Origin of the sequence: Peribacillus sp. YIM B13481 (genome assembly GCF_042787985.1) — a bacterium.
Taxonomy (GTDB): Bacteria; Bacillota; Bacilli; order Bacillales; family DSM-1321; genus Peribacillus; species Peribacillus simplex_A.
The window spans coordinates 1-21821 of sequence record NZ_JBHZPE010000017.1 but is presented as its reverse complement, the minus strand read 5'-3'; the positions used below and the strand labels follow the sequence as shown (position 1 = coordinate 21821).

The 21821-nt window shown below is 39.9% G+C and carries 24 protein-coding genes; all 24 read right to left on the bottom strand.

The annotated features are described in order from the left end of the window. Window positions 1–24: 24 nt before the first annotated feature. Window positions 25–822 carry a phosphatidate cytidylyltransferase gene (locus ACFX4X_RS12050; protein WP_377383710.1) on the bottom strand — a complete coding sequence of 266 codons (798 nt, stop codon included), beginning with the start codon at window positions 820–822 and terminating at the stop codon, window positions 25–27. Window positions 823–847: 25 nt separating this feature from the next. Further along, the gene (locus ACFX4X_RS12045) at window positions 848–1621 is read right to left on the bottom strand and encodes an undecaprenyl pyrophosphate synthase (RefSeq protein WP_061462436.1); all 774 of its coding nucleotides are present in this window, start codon (window positions 1619–1621) and stop codon (window positions 848–850) included. A 399-nt stretch (window positions 1622–2020) separates the two neighbouring features. After that, complete coding sequence (gene frr / locus ACFX4X_RS12040) at window positions 2021–2578, bottom strand: ribosome recycling factor (RefSeq protein ID WP_061462435.1); 558 nt, start codon at window positions 2576–2578, stop codon at window positions 2021–2023. Between the two features lie 3 nt (window positions 2579–2581). Next, window positions 2582–3304, bottom strand: a complete 723-nt coding sequence (pyrH, locus tag ACFX4X_RS12035) for a UMP kinase (protein WP_284471262.1) — start codon at window positions 3302–3304, stop codon at window positions 2582–2584. 125 nt (window positions 3305–3429) lie between these two features. Beyond that, window positions 3430–4314: a translation elongation factor Ts gene (gene tsf, locus ACFX4X_RS12030; RefSeq protein ID WP_377383705.1), complete on the bottom strand. Its 885-nt coding sequence runs from the start codon at window positions 4312–4314 to the stop codon at window positions 3430–3432. Between the two features lie 305 nt (window positions 4315–4619). Beyond that, window positions 4620–5333 (bottom strand): 30S ribosomal protein S2, encoded by a 714-nt coding sequence (gene rpsB / locus ACFX4X_RS12025; RefSeq protein ID WP_056526825.1) that lies wholly within the window; start codon window positions 5331–5333, stop codon window positions 4620–4622. Window positions 5334–5485: 152 nt separating this feature from the next. Next, window positions 5486–6124, bottom strand: coding sequence for a hypothetical protein (locus ACFX4X_RS12020; RefSeq protein WP_377383703.1), 639 nt, complete (start codon window positions 6122–6124; stop codon window positions 5486–5488). A 167-nt stretch (window positions 6125–6291) separates the two neighbouring features. Then, entirely contained in the window at window positions 6292–6597 is a 306-nt protein-coding gene (locus ACFX4X_RS12015) for a hypothetical protein (RefSeq protein WP_377383700.1), read from the bottom strand. A 304-nt stretch (window positions 6598–6901) separates the two neighbouring features. Then, complete coding sequence (locus tag ACFX4X_RS12010; protein ID WP_377383697.1) at window positions 6902–7660, bottom strand: FliA/WhiG family RNA polymerase sigma factor; 759 nt, start codon at window positions 7658–7660, stop codon at window positions 6902–6904. Between the two features lie 132 nt (window positions 7661–7792). Continuing rightward, window positions 7793–8296 carry a chemotaxis protein CheD gene (locus ACFX4X_RS12005; RefSeq protein WP_377383694.1) on the bottom strand — a complete coding sequence of 168 codons (504 nt, stop codon included), beginning with the start codon at window positions 8294–8296 and terminating at the stop codon, window positions 7793–7795. Next, window positions 8289–8927 carry a chemotaxis protein CheC gene (locus ACFX4X_RS12000; protein WP_284471266.1) on the bottom strand — a complete coding sequence of 213 codons (639 nt, stop codon included), beginning with the start codon at window positions 8925–8927 and terminating at the stop codon, window positions 8289–8291. Before ACFX4X_RS12000 ends, ACFX4X_RS12005 begins: the two co-directional genes overlap by 8 nt. A 4-nt stretch (window positions 8928–8931) precedes the next feature. Then, window positions 8932–9387 carry a chemotaxis protein CheW gene (locus tag ACFX4X_RS11995; RefSeq protein WP_377383691.1) on the bottom strand — a complete coding sequence of 152 codons (456 nt, stop codon included), beginning with the start codon at window positions 9385–9387 and terminating at the stop codon, window positions 8932–8934. Window positions 9388–9498: 111 nt separating this feature from the next. Then, window positions 9499–11541 carry a chemotaxis protein CheW gene (locus ACFX4X_RS11990; protein WP_377383688.1) on the bottom strand — a complete coding sequence of 681 codons (2043 nt, stop codon included), beginning with the start codon at window positions 11539–11541 and terminating at the stop codon, window positions 9499–9501. 20 nt (window positions 11542–11561) lie between these two features. Then, the gene (locus ACFX4X_RS11985) at window positions 11562–12659 is read right to left on the bottom strand and encodes a protein-glutamate methylesterase/protein-glutamine glutaminase (protein ID WP_377383685.1); all 1098 of its coding nucleotides are present in this window, start codon (window positions 12657–12659) and stop codon (window positions 11562–11564) included. A 10-nt stretch (window positions 12660–12669) separates the two neighbouring features. Beyond that, window positions 12670–13536, bottom strand: a complete 867-nt coding sequence (locus tag ACFX4X_RS11980; protein ID WP_377383683.1) for a MinD/ParA family protein — start codon at window positions 13534–13536, stop codon at window positions 12670–12672. After that, window positions 13520–14668: a flagellar biosynthesis GTPase FlhF gene (gene flhF / locus ACFX4X_RS11975; RefSeq protein WP_377383680.1), complete on the bottom strand. Its 1149-nt coding sequence runs from the start codon at window positions 14666–14668 to the stop codon at window positions 13520–13522. Before flhF ends, ACFX4X_RS11980 begins: the two co-directional genes overlap by 17 nt. Beyond that, entirely contained in the window at window positions 14665–16701 is a 2037-nt protein-coding gene (gene flhA, locus ACFX4X_RS11970; protein WP_377383677.1) for a flagellar biosynthesis protein FlhA, read from the bottom strand. The genes flhF and flhA overlap by 4 nt, the downstream gene beginning before the upstream one ends. A gap of 40 nt (window positions 16702–16741) precedes the next feature. Further along, window positions 16742–17824: a flagellar biosynthesis protein FlhB gene (gene flhB / locus ACFX4X_RS11965; protein WP_377383674.1), complete on the bottom strand. Its 1083-nt coding sequence runs from the start codon at window positions 17822–17824 to the stop codon at window positions 16742–16744. Between the two features lies 1 nt (window position 17825). Beyond that, window positions 17826–18602: a flagellar biosynthetic protein FliR gene (gene fliR / locus ACFX4X_RS11960; protein ID WP_377383672.1), complete on the bottom strand. Its 777-nt coding sequence runs from the start codon at window positions 18600–18602 to the stop codon at window positions 17826–17828. Between the two features lie 3 nt (window positions 18603–18605). After that, the gene (gene fliQ, locus ACFX4X_RS11955) at window positions 18606–18875 is read right to left on the bottom strand and encodes a flagellar biosynthesis protein FliQ (protein ID WP_061462420.1); all 270 of its coding nucleotides are present in this window, start codon (window positions 18873–18875) and stop codon (window positions 18606–18608) included. Between the two features lie 14 nt (window positions 18876–18889). Next, window positions 18890–19555 (bottom strand): flagellar type III secretion system pore protein FliP, encoded by a 666-nt coding sequence (gene fliP, locus ACFX4X_RS11950; RefSeq protein WP_089362477.1) that lies wholly within the window; start codon window positions 19553–19555, stop codon window positions 18890–18892. Continuing rightward, complete coding sequence (locus ACFX4X_RS11945) at window positions 19552–20211, bottom strand: flagellar biosynthetic protein FliO (RefSeq protein ID WP_377383668.1); 660 nt, start codon at window positions 20209–20211, stop codon at window positions 19552–19554. The genes fliP and ACFX4X_RS11945 overlap by 4 nt, the downstream gene beginning before the upstream one ends. A gap of 15 nt (window positions 20212–20226) precedes the next feature. Further along, complete coding sequence (gene cheY / locus ACFX4X_RS11940; protein WP_125161940.1) at window positions 20227–20589, bottom strand: chemotaxis protein CheY; 363 nt, start codon at window positions 20587–20589, stop codon at window positions 20227–20229. A gap of 17 nt (window positions 20590–20606) precedes the next feature. Continuing rightward, a partial coding sequence (fliY, locus tag ACFX4X_RS11935; RefSeq protein ID WP_377383665.1) for a flagellar motor switch phosphatase FliY occupies window positions 20607–21821 on the bottom strand: 1215 nt, incomplete at its 5' end.

Sequence of the window (21821 nt, the reverse complement as noted above, 5' to 3'; positions counted from 1 at the left end):
CATATAACACTGCCTATTTTTATATTATAAAACATGCAATAAATGCAAAATCGGTAAAATGAATATCAAGCTATCAAGCCTGTCCAAAATTCCGCCATGTCCCGGGAGAAGCTTGCCGGAATCCTTAACCCCATAATGACGTTTATACGCCGATTGGACGAGATCCCCCAATTGGCCGAATACCCCAATGATTAATGAAATCAATAATAATTGTAATAACGTGTAGTCAAGACTCGAGAAGATGTAAAATAGCACACCCACTACCATCGCAGAAAATAACCCGCCGATAAATCCTTCCACAGTCTTGTTTGGACTTATTTCTGGCCATAGCTTCCTTTTACCAAGTGATTTACCTATGAAGTAAGCTCCGGAGTCGGTTGCCCAGATCGTGAATAGGGTAAGCAAGATATAAATCAGACCCAGTCCTAAAGAGTCACGTGTTTCAAATAGGAAGTAGAAACCCATTCCCAAGTATAAGATTGAAATCACTAAAAAGCCTGCGTCATCAAAAGTAAAACGGTTTTTAGAAACAACTGTATAAAGTAACAGCAGCAAAACCCCGATTAAGAAGACTTGCACTTTATCGTAATTTATTTCTGCTAAAAAAGCGGTATGTTCATTAGGCAATAAAAGTACCCACAATAATATATGAGAAAGTAACGCCTCAAAAGATACAACGCGTAAATTTTTCATTTTCATCAGTTCATACAAACCAATGGACCCTAACAGATAAACTGTCAGTAAAAAGGGAACTCCCCCTAAAATGACTAGTGGAATGAAGATAGCGGCAACTACGACCGCCGTAATAATTCGTTGTTTCATTATTCCATTTTCCTCGCCTTCTAAATTAAACGCCACCGAATCTTCGTGAACGTTTTTGATACTCCTCAACTGCCTGCAATAAATGCCCCTCACTAAAATCCGGCCATAGCACCTCTGTAAACCACAGCTCAGTATAAGCCGCCTGCCAAAGCATGAAATTACTCAAACGGATTTCACCACTTGTACGGATCAGTAAATCAGGATCCGACAAATGTTTGGTCATCAGGTAACTGGATATAATTTCCTCTGTTGCATTTTCCTTTATTATACCATTCTTAACATCTTGAATAATGCTATTCACTGCAGATACAATCTCCCCACGGCTTCCATAGTTCAGGGCAAAATTCAGAATCATCCCATCATTATCCTTCGTGTCTTCCATTGCCCGTTTAACGGCATTTTGAGTATGTGAGGGAATGAGTGACAGGTCCCCGATCGTTTCAACTCTTACATTTTCAGAAATGAGCTCGGGTAAAAATGTCCCAAGAAATTCCTGGGGAAGCTTCATCAAAAAGTCGACTTCACTTTTCGGGCGTTTCCAATTTTCAGTGGAAAACGCATAGACTGTCAAAGTTTTGACCCCTAATTTATTGGCAACTTTCGTAATTTTACGAACGGTTTTCATTCCTTCATGATGACCTGCCACACGTGGCAATGCACGCTTTTTGGCCCAGCGGCCGTTTCCATCCATAATGATGGCGATATGCTGAGGAACATCAAACTGTTTAATATGCTGAATCCTATTAGTTACATCGGAAGAAGCATCTTTTTTAACGAAACGCTTCCATAGTGAATACATATGTTAGTCCCCCATCAGGTTGTACTTATCTCTCTACAAAGGCAAAGTTAACGTGCACTATGTATATCAAGCTTTCTGCCGCTTAAAAAGAATCTATATCATAATATCAAAAAAAAACTGGTTCTCATATTATTATTATGAAAATTATTTCTTCATTAGAAGCTAGAAAGGGAGAAATCATTACTTCTTTTTTTCTAAAACCGGTTATGATTACCGTGAAAAATGCAAAAAAAGGACCACCTCCAACGTTTGCATGCAACATACTAACTCAAGGAGTAATCATTATCGGAGAAACCTTATTATAACAGTTTTCTCTTTTAAGCACACCTATATGTTAGAATCAAGACATGACCCAGTATGGATTCGGCCCTCTTTATTTAATCAATTCTTTAAGTAAAATTATACTTCCAGAATTTCTTTTTCTTTATCTTTTGTAATATCATCGATTTTCGTGATATTGCCATCTGTCATCTTTTGGATGTCATCCGCATAGCCACGTAAGTCATCTTCAGTGATTTCACCATTTTTTTCAAGCTTTTTCAAATCATCATTAGCATCGCGACGCACATTACGGACAGCTATTTTCGCTTCTTCCGCTTCTTTTTTAACAACTTTCACAAGTTCTTTTCTGCGTTCTTCAGTTAACGCGGGGATGGCTATCCTGATGATTGAACCATCATTAGAAGGATTCAAGCCTAAGTCTGATTTCAAAATCGCCTTTTCGATTTCACCCAATACCGTTTTATCATATGGTTGAATGACTAAAAGCCTAGCTTCCGGGACAGAAATACCAGCCACCTGATTAACCGGTGTCGGCGAACCATAATAATCAATCGAGATTTTATCAAGCAATGAGGCATTTGCCCTTCCGGCACGGATGCTGGCTAATTCACGTGTATACGCTCCAATGGCTTTTTCCATTTTCGTTTTCGCATTCGAAATAACTTGTTTCGGCATCTTTTATTTCCCCCTTACAATAGTTCCAAGCTTTTCGCCTAGTACGGCTCGTTTAATATTACCTTTTTCCATAATCGAGAAGACGATCAATGGAATATCATTGTCCATGCATAGTGAGGACGCGGTCGAATCCATTACTTCTAAGCCTTCTTTAATCACATCAAGATAGGAAAGCTTATCATACTTCACTGCATTTTTGTCCTTAACCGGATCAGCATTGTATACGCCATCCACATTATTCTTCGCCATCAAGATGACATCAGCTTCAATTTCAGCAGCACGCAGGGCGGCAGTGGTATCCGTTGAGAAGTATGGATTACCTGTACCAGCTGCAAAAATCACCACTCTCTTTTTCTCTAGATGCCTGATTGCACGTCGTCTAATGTATGGTTCTGCAACTTGTCTCATCTCGATGGAAGTTTGTACACGCGTTTCAATTCCAAGCTGATCAAGGCTGTCTTGTAACGCCAATGAGTTCATGACTGTAGCCAGCATCCCCATATAATCGGCATTAGCACGATCCATGCCCATTTCGCTGCCTATTTTGCCGCGCCAAATGTTTCCGCCGCCAACCACAACAGCCACTTCCACATCAAGCTCAGCCACTTCCTTGACTTGTTCAGCAATAGATTTAATTACTGCAGGGTTAATTCCAAATCCTTCTTCACCGGCTAATGCTTCGCCACTTAATTTTAGAACTACACGTTTATATTTAGCGCTACTCATGAGAACCTCCAACTATGTAATCTTTTCATTCGTTCATCATGCTTTCTTGCAATATTACCAAAAATTCATGACATTTCAAAAAATAGGGAACACCAGAGTGTTCCCTATTATTAATTATCTGACAATTAGTCTTTTTTAACTTGGTTCATTACTTCTTCAGCAAAGTTTTCTTGACGTTTTTCAAGACCTTCCCCTACTTCATAACGAACGAATGATAGGATTTTTCCGCCTTTTGATTCAACGAATTGTCCCACTTTTTGATCAGGGTTTTTAACGAAAGCTTGTTCGTTCACACAGATTTCTTCGTAGAATTTATTGATACGTCCTTCAACCATTTTTGCAACGATTTTTTCTGGTTTACCTTCGTTAAGCGCTTGTTGAGTAAGAACTTCGCGTTCGCGATCTAATTCACTAGCATCGACTTGGTCACGAGAGATATATTTAGGGTTAATTGCAGCGATGTGCATTGAAACGCCTTTTGCTGCATCTTCGTCAGTTGTACCTTCAAGAACTGATAGTACGCTGATACGTCCACCCATGTGAAGGTATGCACCAAATGCGTCGTTATCTGTTTTAGTAACAACTTGGAAACGGCGAAGAGTTAATTTTTCTCCGATTTTAGCAACTGCAGCATTGATATGATCTGCAACCTTTTCTCCATTTTCCATTGTTTGTTCAAGAGCAACTTCAACGCTTTCAGGTTTGTTAGCAAGAAGGAATGAAGCCAAGTCTTTAACAAGTGTTTGGAATCCTTCGTTTTTTGCAACGAAATCTGTTTCTGAGTTCACTTCAAGAATAACCGCTTGGTTTCCTTCTACAACGATTGAAGTTAAACCTTCAGCAGCAATACGGTCGCCTTTGTTAGCAGCTTTTGCAATTCCTTTTTCACGTAGGAAATCGATTGCTTTTTCCATATCGCCTTCTGTTTGTACAAGTGCCTTTTTACAGTCCATCATACCGGCACCAGTTTTTTCACGCAATTCTTTAACTAATTGTGCAGTGATTGCCATAATATATATCCTCCTCAAATTAAATGCAGTTTATTCAATCTTTACCCATTTTTACCAAAAAATACTTGTTATCATCAAAGAAAATAACGAGCAAAGGCAATATTCCAGAAAAGCCATCCACTTAGTCAGTCAATTTGACGGAACTAAATACTTAATGATTTCTTTTCCTTAAAAATCGACTATACCTTTTAAAAAACATTCCGTACAGTGATTTATGTACGCTTATTTAGTGCAAAAAAAAGGGATAAAAGGCATTATCCTCTTATCACCTTTTTTCTTACTGAATAAGCAACCTTTTTTGCTTATTAAGCAGTAGTTGTTTCAGTTGCTGTTTCTTCGCCTTGTTTAGCTTCTAAGATAGCATCTGCCATTTTACCTGTTAATAATTTAACAGCACGGATTGCATCGTCATTCGCAGGAATAACTACATCGATTTCATCCGGATCACAGTTTGTATCAACGATACCTACAAGTGGAATGTGTAATTTGTGTGCTTCCGCAACAGCAATACGCTCTTTGCGAGGGTCGATAACGAAGATCGCATCTGGAAGAGTCTTCATATCTTTAATTCCGCCTAAGAATTTTTCTAAGCGATCCCATTCTTTTTTAAGTTGGATAACTTCTTTTTTAGGAAGGACTTCGAAAGTTCCGTTTGCTTCCATTTTTTCGATATCTTTAAGACGAGTAATACGTTTTTGGATTGTTTCAAAGTTTGTTAAAGTTCCACCTAACCAACGTTGGTTTACATAGTACATACCAGAACGGATAGCTTCTTCTTTAACAGATTCTTGAGCTTGTTTTTTAGTACCAACGAAAAGAACAGTTCCACCGTTAGCAGCTAGTTCTTTCACGAAGTTATAAGCTTCTTCAACCTTTTTAACTGTTTTTTGAAGGTCGATGATGTAGATGCCGTTACGCTCAGTGAAGATATATTTCTTCATTTTCGGGTTCCAGCGACGTGTTTGGTGTCCGAAATGCACACCAGCTTCAAGCAATTGTTTCATAGAAATGACTGACATTTTAGTTCCTCCTAAATGGTTTTGTTTTTCCTCCGCACCGATCATTTTCATACAGAAACTGTCGAAACAGCACCATCTGCAAGAATCACGGGGCGTGTGTATTAACACCATTTCATAATATACCATAATGATCCTTCTCAATCAAGTAATATCTATCTATTCATGCGAAACTTTAGTAATAGCTCTATTTCCGTTTGACCGCGACCTAGCCTTTTGGCGATTTCTTCAATTGAATGACCTTGATCAGCTAACATATCTACTTGTTCATTTAATGAATGTTCATTTACCGAGGCCTGTAACATGTCCGCAAATTCTTTACCCGTCGCCTTCCCCTCGTTCGGAAGGGTGGTGGCAGCTGATGAAAGTTCCAATTTGTCCTCAACTATTACGGGTAAAGCATTATCCTCATCGTCTTCAGGCATTATTTTGTAAGCGTCGGTCGCCTGCTTTTTAGCCGCGGCACTTCTTCCCTCTTTATACTCTTTCAGCATGTTTTGTTCTTGTTTTACTTCTTTATCTTCCATGGTTTCTCTAATTGCGCCATGTTCTTTTATTTTTTGATCCTGCTCGGAATCCATTGCAACCGATTTGGTGAATGCCTTTACCAATATCTCGTTGTCCTGTTTCATCTCAATCAAAAAACCAGACAAAAGTTGTTCCATTTCATCAATCATGGCTTTTTGGTCTTTTTCCACCTTACTTAAACGGTTTTGCCGAAGATATAAAACGATGATGGCGAAAATGGTGAATATATTTAATACAAACAACAGAAACATAAAAAATACTGACATGTTGCCTCCTAATTAACCGGAATAGTCAATCCAGTTTCCTTTATACGGATGGGGATCATTTTTCAATGTTGTTTTTTAGGGGATTTCTTTCTGTTTATATTTTTTTTGAGACTGTCCCTTGTCTGCATTTCTTTCTTTTTCATAGGCTGTTTTCACATACTTTGTTGCTATTTACCAGGTAGTGAGTTGTGGTTGATTTCCCCTCCAGATGCTCGCTTTCCGCTCCAATCAACCTTAAATAGTTTCGTTTTAAAAACAACAATCTTTACGAAAAGAGCCTTTTCATAAAAATGGGCCGGAAGCTTTCGTTCTTCACCTACAACGGTCCTTTGTTTTCGTTCTGAATCCTTTTGGACTTGATGGGCAGCATGATCTTGTTGGATTAACTTCTTTTGTTGATTTTGCTCTTGGATTTTCCCTGCATCCTGTGTTCGTGGGATTGCAATTTGCATCTCAATCGCTTTTAAACTCATATGGAAACCGCCTTTCCATTTCCAATAACCAGACAAAACCGAGCTGAAAGTGAGTTCTCATTGGACTTCTTAATAATATTTATGATTACCTTACAATGGAGTAAGGGACACTTGAACTGCTCTTCGTGACCAAGTTCAGTTCGAAATTCTGTGATTTCGAAACATTTATTGAAGTGATGGGTTCCTAAGTCCTTTCAGGCTGCCCCTGACTTTAAAGAAGGCATTTTTCGTTCAACCGGATCTATGATCAACTGGATGCATCTCTGGCTCCATTCCCTTTTCAAACAAAATATGATTAATTCTTTTAATTTTGCATCGAGTTTCTTAATTTATATATCGCTTTCGAGTGAATCTGGGATATCCGAGACGTAGATAGGCTCATCACTTGTCCGATTTCGGTTAATGTCAGTTCTTCTTTATAAAAAAGTTGTAAAACCAACTGTTCTTTTTCATTAAGCGTTTCTATGACTTTGGCTAATTCCACATTCAGTTCTTCCCTTAAAACATGTTCCTCAGGTAAATCCGCCTTTTCATCTTTAATATGAAAATTCGTGCTTTCTTTGTCGTCTTGTTCTTGGGGATTTTCATCCATCGAAAGTACATTGGCAAAGAAATTCCCATTTAACGCAGCATATACTTCATCTTCCGGAATATTCAATTCCGCAGCAATCTCGTTTGGAGAAAGGTTTCTCATATATCGCTGTTCTAGCTTTTCTATTGCAGATTCAATTTTCTTGGCTTTATCTCTTGCACTCCGTGGAAGCCAATCCTCTTTTCTTAATCCATCTAAAATAGCACCACGAATTCTAAATGAAGCATATGTATCAAATTTCAGGTCACGCTTCGTATCAAAACGTGCCAGGGCATCGAATAATCCCATCATCCCTAAACTCCTTATATCATCCCGGCTCACATTTTTAGGAAGGCTTACTGAAATGCGTTGAACATGATACGATACGAGAGGGGTGTATTTCTTAACTAAAATGTCCCCGGCTTGCGGATCCCTGCAATCAACCCAATTTTTCCAATATATCTGCTCTTCTTCGATGGTCAGACGAGACATTGGACATCCTCCTTACATTATAAACGTCATGTGATCAAAATTGCTCTTAAAGGCCATAAATGCAACAATAATTTGATTGCAAGTGTCCTGTCATATTTTCAGCTGTTCTTTTTAAGTAAAGCCTAATCGTTACTATATGTTTTTTGTCCCTTTATTAGCGGTCCGTATATTCAGTAAACAATCGTTCAAATTGAACTCGATCGTTCTCCCGCTATTACCGCCTAAATCTTCTGCAACGACTTGAATGCGCAAGTCAGATAACTCTTTCCGGACAGCATCCACATTTCGGGGTCCTATTCTCATTAAATCTCCTCCTGAAGCAAATTGAAACATTTGCGCACCACCAGCCAACTTCGCTTTTAGGAATCGAATTCTTGCTCCTTCATTTACTAAAAGCTGCACTAATTCCTTTATCGCCGTATCAGCAAATTTGGCAGCGTTGATCTGTCCTGATTTAGCGAGTGAAGAGTCAGGCAGCATAATGTGAGCCAAACCGGCAATCCCCTTTTTTTGGTCATATACTACAACACCAACACATGACCCCAGCCCTGAAGTGCGAATCGAATATGGAGGTTTTATAATATTCATATCCGCTATTCCAACCTTCACAACCTTGACCTTTATCAATTCAGTCATTAAGTGACACTCCTAAAGCGGAAAAAATGGTATCAAAAAATCCGGGATCAGGTAAAAGAAAGAAATGACCGTCAATGGATTCAGCAAAATGCTGATCTTTTTCAAGTACAGTATCAATGACAATGGCTGCGTCACTTACTTGAGATAATTCCAATAAACCATAACTGATTGTGGCCCCTACCATATCAATGCTCAATGACGGTACGGATGGATAGATATTCAATCGAGTGAAATCAGAAAGTGAAGAAAGATAGGATCCAGATAAAATATTCCCTAATTCCAAAAGGCAGGAGAGTGCCAATTCGGTATAGGGTGTGGAATCTATCAAAAAGGTTCCATCACCAGTCATTTGACGAATCAAGTATTCAGCTACTTGAAGCGAAAGGATAAAAAACATACTCCCGGAAGCATCTCCTTCTATTCTAAGGAAAACGCTGGCAACGACGTGATCGGCCCCGCCAGCCATTTCCATCATTTCATCAAAGGAAACGACCCGAGCATTTGGAACATTCATATCAATTTTCCTATTAAGGATGGCAGAAAGAGCCGTTGCTGCGTTGCCTGCACCTATATTGCCAATTTCCTTCAAAATATCGAGTTGAAGAGGATTGATTTTCTCAATGAACGACATGTGATTATCCTTCTTTTAACATATTTTCAGTCACTTCTAGACTTAAAGCCTTTTCCAAATTAATCAGGACGAGCAGACGCTTTTCAATTTTAGCCACTCCGCTTATGTATTCTGAAGCTAAATGTCCCACAACTTCAGGCTGCGGCTCGATACTATCCACCGGAATATCCAAAACATCATTGGCAGAGTCCACTATCAACCCAACTTCCATATCATCCAAAATGACGATGATGATCCTTGTTGATTCATCATAAGCCACCACTTCGAAACCAAAACGTACCCGTAAATCAATGATTGGAGTGATAACACCCCTTAAATTTATGACTCCCTTAACAAACTGAACAGCCTTTGGAACTCTGGTAATATGCAGAAGCTTTTCGATACCGCTGACCTTTTCCACCGGAATGGCATATTCTTTATCCTTAATTTGAAAAACGATTACTTTCATATCCTGCGACATCCGTTCCCCTCCTCTAAAAAAACTTCATGATGACAGGTATAACCTTAATGAGAACCTGAATGCGGCACGGGCGAGCAAACGTCCCATTACCTTGCCCTCTTCATCTATCATTCAATGAATCAATGTGTTGCAATCTATGATTAAAGCAACTTGTCCATCTCCAAGAATCGTTGCCCCCGATATTGCAAATGCACTTGTTAAATAATTCCCCAGTGATTTCAATACAATTTCCAGCTGCCCGATAAATGAATCAACGACTAACCCAGCTAATTTATCTCCTTTTCTTACAATGACCACAGAGAGAAACTCTTCTTCTTCCTGACTGATAGGCACTTCAAAAATATCTTTCAGTAACAGAAGTGGCAGCACCTTCCCCCTGAAGTCAATAACTTGTTGATTATGGGCATTCATGATATCTTCTTTTTTTATGATCGCTGTTTCTATAATGGATGAAAGCGGTATGGCATATTTTTCGTTTTGGATTGCAACCAGCATGACAGAAATAATAGACAATGTAAGTGGAAGCTGAATAAGGAAAATGGACCCTTCGTTCTCCCTGGAATCAATCGTGACAGATCCACCGAGAGACTCAATAGTATTTTTAACTACATCCAGACCCACACCGCGCCCCGATACATCCGAAATGGTTTCCGCTGTTGAGAAACCAGAAGCGAATATCAATTCATAGATTTGCTTATCCGTTAGAGTGGCAGCAGTTTCCTTAGTTAATATCCCATTGGAAAGCGCCTTGTTCAAGACTCGCTCTTTATTGATGCCTGCACCATCATCATCGATTTCAATGAAGACATGATTGCCGCTGTGATATGCTTTTAATAGGATTTTACCTTCTTCATTCTTCCCTTTCGCCAACCGTTCTTCAGGCGTTTCAACTCCATGGTCCATGGCGTTTCTTAATAAATGGACGAGAGGGTCACCGATTTCATCAATGACTGTACGATCAAGTTCCGTTTCAGCTCCGATGATTTCCAAATCGACTTTCTTGTTTAAATCCCTTGCTAATTGACGAACCATTTTAGGAAAACGATTGAATACCGTTTCCACGGGAACCATCCGCATATTCAATACGATTGTTTGTAAATCACTTGTTATACGGGACATTCTTTCAACTGTTTCATGCAATTCTTGATTATCCAAATCACTAGAAATTTGATCAAGCCTGCCTCTATCGATTACAAGTTCCTCGAATAAATTCATTAATATATCAAGCCGCTCAATGTTCACCCGAATGGTCTTGCTTGATGCCGGCTTAAAGGATGCCTGTTTTTTCTTCTCATTATTATCAGTTGGGAGCTTTGCATTGGTTGTCTCTTGTTCCTGAACTTCAGCAACTTTATCCTCTTTAGCATTGGCGGTATGTCGCAAGCCTTCAAAATCAATGTCATTTATAACAACGTGACCCACTTCTGAAACCTTCATGATTTTTTTCTTTATCTCTTCACTCGATTCTTTTGATACCATCGTGACTGTAAATTGCTGATCGAACTGCTCTTCTTCCAAAACTTCAACAGGTGGGTGTGACTTGATTATTTCACCTGATTTTTCAAGCACCTCAAATACCATAAATACCCGGGCAGCTTTTAAAAGACAGTCTTCACGCAAAGCTATCGAAATTTCAAAGCTGTTGAAGCCTTGATCTTTGGACTGCTGAAGCACTGTCCATTCAAATTCATCATACTGTCCCGCAGTCATTTCCTCCTTTTCAAGAACGACAGAAGCTGCTGCAATCTCTGCACTGGATGAAGAAACCAGCGACTCTCCTTTTCCAATCAATTCCAGCTGCCGAACAACCCTCTTCACATCTCTCTTTCCATCTCCACCTTCAGCAATGGACATGACCATCGCTTCTAAATCATCAACCGCTAAAAATATCACATCAAACAATTCAGGTGTAAGGATGATTTGACTGTTTCGGATCGCATCCAAAACATTCTCCATTTTATGAGTTAAATTAGCTAAGTCCTCATATCCCATAGTTGCCGACATCCCTTTTAGGGTATGGGCTGAACGAAAGATTTCGTTCACAATCGAGAGGTCTTCCGGGTTCTTTTCGAGTACCAGCAACTGTTCGCTGCACGTTTGAAGATGTTCTTTACTTTCCTCTATAAATACCTCTAGATACTGGTTCATATCCATACAAACTCCACCTCCATATGTTAACAAAAGCTTATTATCGTTTTAGCTATTTTTTCTACATCCTCTATGCAATCTATTAAATTGGTTTTGATTGCCGCTTTCGGCATACCAAAAATGATTGATTTCTCCTGTGATTCGGCTATAGCTTTTAAAGGACCCCTTTGCTTCAGCTTAATAAGCCCCGCCGCCCCATCCATGCCCATCCCGGTCATGATAACGGCTATTTTCGCAAGATCCTTCATTTCACTTACCGATTCAAATAGCACATCAACCGACGGCCGATGTCCATTTCGCAATTCGGATTGATCCAAAAGGACTGCCAAGCTCATTCCGACTTTTTTCACTTTTAAGTGAAAACCTCCAGGTGCGATGTAGGCGACACCTTTTTGTATCAGTTCACCCTCTTCTGCTTCCTTCACTTTAATCTTGCATAATGAATTCAGGCGTGTTGCCAAAGATTTTGTAAAACCGGGGGGCATGTGCTGGACAATGAGTATGGACGCATCAATATCTAGTGGGAGTTCTGTCAAGACGGTCTGAAGCGCTTTTGGACCTCCAGTAGATGGACCAATGACTATTATCTTCCCGTTCCTATAGGACCATGTTTTATTATTTTTTTCTTTTTTTGTCGTTACTATTGAATCTATTTTACTATATTTTTCCCAAAATGATGGGCTTATCTCCATATTCAACGCATTTTTTTGTAGTTTGTGAACATTTGCCCTGCAGGCAGCCATAACTTTTTCAAGGAGTTCTGTCTTAATTTTATGTAAATCCAATGAAATGGCACCTGTTGGTTTAGCCATAAAGTCAAAGGCTCCACTGTCCATGGCAGCAAATGTATTTTCCGTTCCTTCTTTCGTTGTGCTCGATAACATGACTACAGCGGTTGGACATTCATTCATGATCCGGTTTAATGCTTCCAATCCGTCCATAACCGGCATTTCTACATCCAAAGTCACGACATCGGGTTTTAAAGCCTTTATTTTATCTAAAGCATCTCTTCCATTCCTGGCAGTCCCGATGACTTCAACTCTGCTATCTTCTGTTAAAAACTCTGAAATTAACTTTCTCATAAACGCAGAATCATCCACTATCAGCACTTTTACGATATCCATGAAAGGAGACCTACTTTCCAAGAAAATATCTCTTCATATTTCGGAGGAAATGGCTTCTTTGCAAAGTCAATTCTCCCCCAAATGAATGATTTGCATATCTCGACGCAATGTCCATAATAGCTTTGGAAACATCTGCTTCAGAATCGAAAAGAATGAAGGGCATTTGTTTGGTAACAGATTTTGATACTATTCCATCGTTTGGTAAGTACCCTAGAGCAACTGTTTCCAGACCCAAAAATTTCACTAGTGCATTTTGGAGCCGCTTAATCGCTTCTTTGCCGTCCTTACTCGTGAAAACCCTATTGCAAACAAGGAACAACGGAACCTCTTTATTTACTGAATTAATATATTTCATTGCGGAGTATGCATCCATAATAGAAGTAGGTTCAGTCGTCGTGATAACGACTAATTCATCCACACATAACATGAATTTCATAGAATCCTGAGTAATACCTGCTCCCATGTCAAATAAAATATAATCGTAGTTCGCCAACAATAAACTGAATTCTTCATTAAAACGGGTATACTTATCTTCATCAAGTGAAAAGAGATTCGTCAGTCCCGTTCCGCCGTTAATGATTGAAATATTCCCCGGTCCTGCTGTGATGATATCTTTTAAACTACAATCACTTTCAAAGAAATCAATAATACTGTAGGGGGAGTGTTCCCCAATCAAAATATCAATATTCCCCATACCAATATCCATGTCGAACAACAGGACCTTTTTCCCCCTCTGGGATAAGGCAATGGAAAAATTCAAGGAAAAGTTTGATTTTCCCACTCCTCCTTTACCGCTTAAAACGGCAATCGTCCTGGCCATTGATTGATTATGGCGGGCTTCCAATCTTCTTCGTAAGTTCTCAGCTTGATCTTTCATATTTTTTAGCCCCAAAAGCCATTTTCAATAGCTGTGATGATGTAGCTATTTCCATATCGTCTGGCACATTCTGTCCATCTGTTATATAAGCGGCTCCTACTTTATGAGAGTGTATAAAATTGAATATCGCCCCGAAAGTGGAGGTTTCGTCCGCTTTTGTAAAAATGACCTGTTTAATCGGTATGGTAGCAAACTGTCGATAAATATCTTCCATATCCTTTTGTTTTGAGGTTAATGACAACACTAAATAGGTTTCCATCTCATCTGTAAAATGAATAATTTCATTAAGATCCTTGACGTATTGCGGGTTACGGAAATTCCTCCCGGCCGTATCTATAAAAACATAATCATAATGGGAGAAACGTTCAGTCGCCCTTTTGAAATCCTCCAAATTATAAGCGACTTCGATCGGAACGTTCAAAATCTTCGCATATGTCTTAAGCTGATCTATTGCAGCAATCCTGTAAGTATCCGTCGTAATGAATGCCACCTTCTTATCATGCTTCAACATGGTTTCCGCAGCTACTTTTGCTAAGGTCGTTGTCTTTCCCACACCTGTTGGACCAACAATATTAATATATTTTTTTTGGAGCCCGGGTTTTCCGTTTTCAACCTTTTCCAAAATATCGAACATGGCTTCCTCCAACCAAACTTGAATCTCTTCATCCGTTGATTGTTGTTTGTAAACGAACCATTTCTCAAGTAGTACATCCATGATTTGCGACCGAAGTGATATATCTACTTCTTGCTCCATTAGGTAATCGTGGATTACCTGCAGTTTCCCCGGATATTCTCTATCAGGTGAATAGATTTGTATACTCTTGATCATATCTTTCAAACCTTCTATTTCTTTTAATAAATCGGCACTTTCCTTATTGCCCTCATTAATATGACTTGCCATTTTCGGCTTCGATGGCAACTTCTTCGATTTCTGTTTCACTATCGTTTCGATAGGCTGGGAAACCGGATCTATGGCTGCAATGACTTCAATACTCCTCTTTTTGAATAATCCTAGGAAACCGCCATTATACACAGCCTTTGAACTTAAGATGACCGCATCACTGCCTAGTTCCCCCCTTATTCGCTTCATCGCCTCGTTCATTGATGGTGCCAAATATTTTTTTACCTTCAATCGATATTCACCACCCCTACACTTTGTACTTCTACATTCGATTCTAGTTCATTGTATGAAAGAATCGGTACATTTGGAAAATAACGTTCAGTTAATTGCCTGGCATACATCCTTACCGCAGGAGAGCATAGTAAGATCGGTTGGTGATCCATTAACGTCAGCTCTTCCAATTTGGCTGCAATTGCCTCCAATATGGATTGCGATATAGTTGGATCCAATGATAAAAAGTTACCATGCTCGGTTTGCTGCACACCATCGGCAATGGTCTTTTCCACTTTCCCCGATAATGTTATGACTTTAATTCTATTTTCATCCGCAATAAAAGAATTCGTTATCTGTCTGGCTAAATTCTGCCTTACATATTCAGTCAGCAAATCTGTGTCAGTCGATAACTTTCCATAATCAGCAAGTGTTTCAAAAATGACCGGTAAGTTCCTTATAGAAACTTTTTCCTTCAATAATTTTGCCAATACCTTTTGAACATCACCTATAGACAAGGGATTCGGAGTGACTTCCTCTACTAGTATAGGTGAGGATTCATGGAGGTGATCGATTAATTGTTTCGTTTCCTGCCTGCCCAATAGTTCCTGTGCATTGGCCTTTATGACTTCCGTCATGTGTGTGGATACTACACTTGGCGGGTCTACTACCGTATAACCCATCATCTCCGCATGTTCTTTCATTTCATCCGTGATCCATTTGGCTGGTAAACCGAAGGATGGTTCTATCGTATCGATTCCTTCTATTGACTCATCCTCGTTCCCTGGACTCATGGCCAAGAAATGATTAAGGAGCAACTCCCCCTTTGCCATGACACTTCCTTTAATTTTCAGCCGATACTCATTAGGATTCAACTGAATGTTATCACGTATTCTGACGACAGGAATCACGAGCCCCAATTCAATTGCAAGCTGCCTGCGAATCATGACGACCCGGTCCAGCAGGTCCCCGCCTTGGTTGGCATCCGCAAGTGGAATCAAACCATATCCAAACTCAAATTCGATCGGGTCGACATTTAAAAGGTTAACGACGCTTTCTGGACTTTTCATTTCATCCGTTTCCAGCACTTCTTCCATTTCTTGTATTTCACTTTCGTCCTGCTGTGGTATCCTTGAAATCGTATAACCTCCAACGACTAATAAAGCAGCAATCGGCATGGTGAATAAGTCGGAAATGGGAGTGAATAATCCTAAAAGGAAAATGGTCGCTGCTGTCAGGTAAAGCATCTTAGGAAATTGAAATAACTGTTCAACAATATCCGCTCCGAGGTTTCCATTTGAGGCAGCCCGGGTTACGACGATTCCCGTAGCTGTGGAAATCAATAAGGCAGGTATCTGACTTACGATACCGTCACCAACCGATAACATAGAAAAATGTACGGCGGACTCTCCAAAACTCATGTCCAATTGCATGATGCCAATGATCATACCAAAAATCAAGTTAATGATGACAATGATGATTCCTGCTATGGCGTCACCTTTAACAAACTTACTCGCTCCATCCATGGATCCATAAAAGTCTGCTTCGTTACTTATTTTTTCCCTTCTGGCACGTGCTTCGTTTTCGGAGATCATCCCAGCATTTAAATCTGCATCAATGGCCATCTGTTTCCCTGGCATCGCATCCAGCGTAAATCTTGCGGCAACCTCCGAGACCCGTTCGGATCCTTTCGTGATGACGATGAAATTGATGATGACCAAAATGATGAATACAACTAATCCAACAATCACGTTTCCTCCGACTACAAACGAACCAAAGGTTTCTACAACTCCACCAGCATCACCATAGGTCAAAATGGCACGGGTCGTCGAAACGTTCAACCCCAGCCTGAACAATGTAAATAAAAGGAGCAAGGAAGGAAAGATTGAAAATTCGAGAGGTTCTTTCATATTCATCGTAGTCAATAGAACCAGCAGCGCAAGAGAGATATTTAAAAGGAGTAAAATACTTAACAACCAGGTTGGCAATGGAATGATCAACATGGCAACGATCATAATGACGCTCGAAATAACAACTAAATCTCTTGCTCGCATGTTTTTTCTCTCCTAACTAGCGGGTTACCCTGTTACTTCTTTACAGTTTACCTTTGGTTTTATATACAAAGGCTAATATTTCAGCGACCGCCTTAAAGAACTCCTCAGGTATCGCTTGACCTAATTCAGTTTGATCATATAAAGACCTGGCCAAAGGCCGATTTTCTACCATGATCACATCATTTTCTTTAGCAATGAATTTAATTTTCTGAGCGACAAAATCAACGCCTTTTGCCACTACATACGGAGCCTCTGCCTTATCTTCATCATATTTTAGAGCAATTGCAAAATGCGTCGGGTTAGTGATGACGACATCCGCATTGGGAATTTCCTGCATCATTCTTTGAGCGGCCATCTGCCTTTGCTTTTGCTTAATCTTGGATTTGATAAGCGGGTCCCCTTCGGAATTTTTATATTCATCCTTAATATCCTGTTTGGACATACGGATGTTTTTTTCAAAGTCATATTTTTGATACAAATAGTCTAATAGAGCAATGAACAATAAAGCCACGGCAGCATAAAATCCTGCTTTAATCGTAATATCCGCCAATGTTGCCATCGCTGCTTCCAAAGAAATCTGTGATAACATCATAATCTCGCCCATGCGCTGCCATAGTACATAAAAGGCAACAAAACCAACAAAAGATATTTTGAGAATGGATTTTAATAATTCAACAATGGCCCGCATTGAAAAAATACGTTTGAACCCTTTAATGGGATCCAATTTTTCAAGTTTAAACTGAATGGATTCAGTCGAAAACAAAAAACCAATTTGCATGACATTAGCCAATACCCCAGCCACTATCGCGGCAGCAAAAACGGGTCCAAGGACGAGACCCATCTCCTTTAAAACCTCAATCATGATAATTTGTACATTCTCCTCGCTGAATCCAGTCAATGTAAAATGTTGCAGATATTCTTTCATTAGACCCAGCAAATGATTATACATGTACGGCCCCATCAGCAATAGCACTGAAAACACTGCAATTAAATTTACAGAGGTATTTACATCCTGACTCTTTGCCACCTGACCCTTTTTCTTCGAATCCTGACGTTTTTTTGGAGTCGCCTTTTCGGTCTTCTCACCAGCAAAAAACTGTAAATCCAGCTGAAACCTCTCCATATCAAACGCCTCCAATCAACTGCATTAGATGACGCATCGTCAAAAGCAAAAAATTGAAAAGTTGGGTGACAGCCGTCATCATCATCCCCATCACCAGTACTATAACCGCTAACCCGGCTATGATTTTCACTGGAATTCCGACCACGAACACATTTAATTGAGGGACTGTCCTAGCAAGGATTCCTAGCGTGACATCCACTAAGAAAATACTTCCCACTACTGGTATGGACATTTGAAAAGCAATCATGAAAGCTTTACTGAATGCTTTCGCCAAATATTCCATTAGTGTATGATCTCCGAATGTCACAAATAATTGGTCAATCGGGATGAACTGATAGCTATAAAAGATTCCATCCAAAAGCAAATGATGGCCGTTAGTACTCAATAGGAATAATAAGGCGATTGTATAAAGGTATTGTCCCATCAACGGGCTTTGAGCCCCAGTTTGGGGATCGATGACATTGGCAATTGAAAAGCCCATTTGAAAATCAATCAATCCACCAGCGATTTGAACGGCCGATAAAATCATATAGGCTGCAAACCCAATGAAAAGCCCAACAAGCGCTTCCTTTATGATTAATAAATAAAATGTGACATCCAAGTCCAGAACCGGGGCTTCAATGGCATAGTACATGATCCAGGCAAGGAAGATTCCTAGCCCCACTCGATGTTGTACCGGTATAGAACGGTAAGAAAAAATCGGCATGGCCACGAAAAACGTAGTGACCCTTACTACAATTAATAAAAAGGCGGGAAAGTGCAGAAATATTTCCTCCATGCCCTACCCTACAAATCGATTCAGATTACCGAATATTTCATTTGCGTATGATAATAGATGGCTCAGCATCCATGGAGCCAATATTATGAGTCCCAATAAGACTGCCACGATTTTTGGAACGAATGCCAAGGTTTGTTCCTGAATCTGTGTAGTCGCCTGAAAGATGCTTACTAATAGCCCTACAATAAGAGCAATTACCATCAATGGACCAGCGATAATTAAAACTGTATAAATTCCTTTTTCTGCTACATCAATAACAAACTCTGCACTCACTTTTTCTCACCTGCTTAAAAACTCTGTAATAATGACTTCACTACTAAATACCATCCGTCAACAAGAATGAAAAGGAGGATTTTAAATGGAAGGGAAATCATGACTGGCGGCAACATCATCATCCCCATCGACATCAGGACACTTGCAACGACCATATCAATAACCAAAAATGGAATGAAAATCATAAAACCTATTTGAAAAGCCGTTTTGATTTCACTGATTGCAAAAGCTGGTACAAAGGCAGTCAAGGGAATGTCCTGTATCGTTTCCGGTTTATCCATCTTGGCATACTCCAAGAATAACGCCAGATCCTTTTGCCTTGTATGGGCACTCATGAATTCCTTAAAAGGTATCGAGGCCTGTACATATGCCTCTTCTAAATCTATTTCCTCATTAAATAACGGGGTTAATGCCTTTTCATTCACCTCCTGAAAAGTCGGTGCCATTATGAAGAATGTCATGAAAAGAGCCAGGCCGACCAGCACCTGATTCGGCGGCATCTGCTGTGTAGCTAGCGATGTTCTCACAAAGCTCAGGACAATGATGATTCTTGTAAAACAGGTCATCAAAATCAATATGCTAGGGGCCAGTGATAAAACGGTCATTAGTAGAACAAGTTTGACGGAAGTAGAGACATTGGCGGGGTCACTGTTATTAAAAAACTCCATGAACTCATTCATTCATTGCCTCTTCCTTTCCTATCAAGCTCGTTCAACAGCTTCTTCCTGCTATCAGACATTTGATCGAGTTGATTTTTGAACTCTGCAGGGAAACTGGCGGTTTCGGATTCTCTTTTATTCAACCACTTATTTTTCAACTTCATTGCAAATTCCCCAGGCTGGATCATTTGATCGATCTTATCGTTGTAATCTCTCAAAAGCTGTTCATATTCCTCAGGATTATCTATTTCTTTCAAGAGTTGAATATTTTCGCCAACCCCAATCACCAATATTCGCCCGCCGACTTTAACAAGCTGGACAGAACGATTTGCACCAAGGCTCGTGCCGCCTAAATTCTCAACTGAATTTGCTTTTTGATACGATTTACTTTTTTTATTGATGAACTTTAAAAGGATATATAGAAGAGACACTACAAAAATAGTAGCAAATATCATCCTAAGAAACTCCCAAACGGTTATCCCAACTTTATCCGGATTCGAAGCCTGTTTGGTAGATTGCAAGTCTTTTGATTCACCCTTATCCACTTTTAAATCATCAGGCTTTTTATAAACATCCTTCACTGTTTTTTCAAGATCTTCCGCATAGGCCTGTATGGCCCCAGAGAAGAATACTGCAATCATCAGTGAGACCTGAAGCCATTTTTTAATAAAAAACAATATGAAGACACCCTCTTAACTTAATGCTTTATTTATGGCTTCCAATACCCGGTCTGCCTGGAATGGCTTCACGATAAAGTCTTTTGCGCCCGCCTGGATTGCATCAATGACCATGGCTTGTTGCCCCATCGCTGAACACATAATGACCTTAGCTTGAGGATTTACCTTTTTAATTTCCTTTAATGCAGTAATTCCATCCATTTCAGGCATGGTAATATCCATCGTTACAAGATCAGGAAGCGTTTCTTTATATTTGTCCACTGCTTGGGCTCCATCTGCTGCTTCCCCTACAATTTCAAAGCCATTTTTAGAAAGGATATCCTTTATCATCATTCTCATAAATGCTGCATCGTCCACAATTAAAATTCTATTAGCCATTATTTTCGTCCCCCAAATTATCTGATTTTATTTAATCGGTCACTTTGACTCATGATATCCGTAACACGTACGCCAAAGTTTTCATCAATCACCACAACCTCACCTTTTGCTATCAAGCGACTGTTTACCAGGATATCCACTGGCTCGCCGGCTAATTTATCCAATTCGATGATAGATCCGGAGGACAGCTCCAGAATATCCTTGACAGAGCGCTTCGTTCTCCCAAGCTCCACAGTTACCTGTAGAGGGATATCCATCAGCATGCTGAGATTTTTCGTTTCAGCCTCTTGAAGCTGAAAGGGCTGAAAACTAGTGAAACTAGCAGGCTGAACATTTACCGGCTGCCCTGTTGGTACGGATGAAACTCCAAAATGTTGCGGCATATTCGGTATTTGGTTCGTAGGGTGGGTTTGGTAACCGACTTGCCCAAAAGATTCATTTGCCGATTGATTAGACCCGGCGTCTTGGAATGGGGCCGGCTCCCGAGGTGGAATGTTCGTTACTGGATCACTTAGTACTTTTTCCATTTTCATATCGGTCGGTTCACTATCGCCCGTTCCATTCAATAATTCAGAGACTAACCCTTTAGCAAATTCTAAAGGCAACAATTGCATAATACTGGAATCAATTAAGTTACCGACACGGAGTCGGAACGAGATTTTTGCAAATAAATCTTCGTCCGGTATCGCATTTTCCCCTTCACCATTTAAAAAGTTAAGTAAATCTATGCTAGGAGGGGAAATATCCACTTTTTTACTGAAAATGGACGACATTGATGTAGCAGCAGAACCCATCATTTGGTTCATGGCTTCCTGGACTGCACTCAATTGAATTTCTCCCAGTATGTCAGAAGGATTCTCCCCATCACCGCCAAGCATCAAATCTGCAATGATTGCAGCATCGCTCTGCTTGATGACCAGCATATTAATACCTGAGAAACCCTCGGTATATTGCACTTGAATCGCTACATACGGATGCGGAAACTCTTCCACAATCTGTCCCCTTTCAATTAAGGTAACCGTCGGGGTGGTGATATCCACTTTCTGATTCAACAAAGTGGATAAGGCAGTGGCCGAACTTCCGAAAGAGATATTACCAATTTCCCCGAGGGCGTCGAGTTCCATAATTGATAAATAATCGTCAATCATATGAGACTTCATCTCATCTTCTATATCACTTGTACCTTTTAAAAGGGCATCTATTTCGTCCTGTGAAAGCATTTGATCACTTAC

What these genes read in the sequence shown, in the direction of transcription:
- ACFX4X_RS12050 (WP_377383710.1), bottom strand. Translation starts at nt 822, where the DNA reads ATGAAACAACGAATTATTACGGCGGTCGTAGTTGCCGCTATCTTCATT.
- ACFX4X_RS12045 (WP_061462436.1), bottom strand. Translation starts at nt 1,621, where the DNA reads ATGTATTCACTATGGAAGCGTTTCGTTAAAAAAGATGCTTCTTCCGAT.
- frr (WP_061462435.1), bottom strand. Translation starts at nt 2,578, where the DNA reads ATGCCGAAACAAGTTATTTCGAATGCGAAAACGAAAATGGAAAAAGCC.
- pyrH (WP_284471262.1), bottom strand. Translation starts at nt 3,304, where the DNA reads ATGAGTAGCGCTAAATATAAACGTGTAGTTCTAAAATTAAGTGGCGAA.
- tsf (WP_377383705.1), bottom strand. Translation starts at nt 4,314, where the DNA reads ATGGCAATCACTGCACAATTAGTTAAAGAATTGCGTGAAAAAACTGGT.
- rpsB (WP_056526825.1), bottom strand. Translation starts at nt 5,333, where the DNA reads ATGTCAGTCATTTCTATGAAACAATTGCTTGAAGCTGGTGTGCATTTC.
- ACFX4X_RS12020 (WP_377383703.1), bottom strand. Translation starts at nt 6,124, where the DNA reads ATGTCAGTATTTTTTATGTTTCTGTTGTTTGTATTAAATATATTCACC.
- ACFX4X_RS12015 (WP_377383700.1), bottom strand. Translation starts at nt 6,597, where the DNA reads ATGAGTTTAAAAGCGATTGAGATGCAAATTGCAATCCCACGAACACAG.
- ACFX4X_RS12010 (WP_377383697.1), bottom strand. Translation starts at nt 7,660, where the DNA reads ATGTCTCGTCTGACCATCGAAGAAGAGCAGATATATTGGAAAAATTGG.
- ACFX4X_RS12005 (WP_377383694.1), bottom strand. Translation starts at nt 8,296, where the DNA reads ATGACTGAATTGATAAAGGTCAAGGTTGTGAAGGTTGGAATAGCGGAT.
- ACFX4X_RS12000 (WP_284471266.1), bottom strand. Translation starts at nt 8,927, where the DNA reads ATGTCGTTCATTGAGAAAATCAATCCTCTTCAACTCGATATTTTGAAG.
- ACFX4X_RS11995 (WP_377383691.1), bottom strand. Translation starts at nt 9,387, where the DNA reads ATGTCGCAGGATATGAAAGTAATCGTTTTTCAAATTAAGGATAAAGAA.
- ACFX4X_RS11990 (WP_377383688.1), bottom strand. Translation starts at nt 11,541, where the DNA reads ATGGATATGAACCAGTATCTAGAGGTATTTATAGAGGAAAGTAAAGAA.
- ACFX4X_RS11985 (WP_377383685.1), bottom strand. Translation starts at nt 12,659, where the DNA reads ATGGATATCGTAAAAGTGCTGATAGTGGATGATTCTGCGTTTATGAGA.
- ACFX4X_RS11980 (WP_377383683.1), bottom strand. Translation starts at nt 13,536, where the DNA reads ATGAAAGATCAAGCTGAGAACTTACGAAGAAGATTGGAAGCCCGCCAT.
- flhA (WP_377383677.1), bottom strand. Translation starts at nt 16,701, where the DNA reads ATGCGAGCAAGAGATTTAGTTGTTATTTCGAGCGTCATTATGATCGTT.
- flhB (WP_377383674.1), bottom strand. Translation starts at nt 17,824, where the DNA reads ATGGAGAGGTTTCAGCTGGATTTACAGTTTTTTGCTGGTGAGAAGACC.
- fliR (WP_377383672.1), bottom strand. Translation starts at nt 18,602, where the DNA reads ATGGAGGAAATATTTCTGCACTTTCCCGCCTTTTTATTAATTGTAGTA.
- fliP (WP_089362477.1), bottom strand. Translation starts at nt 19,555, where the DNA reads ATGAATGAGTTCATGGAGTTTTTTAATAACAGTGACCCCGCCAATGTC.
- cheY (WP_125161940.1), bottom strand. Translation starts at nt 20,589, where the DNA reads ATGGCTAATAGAATTTTAATTGTGGACGATGCAGCATTTATGAGAATG.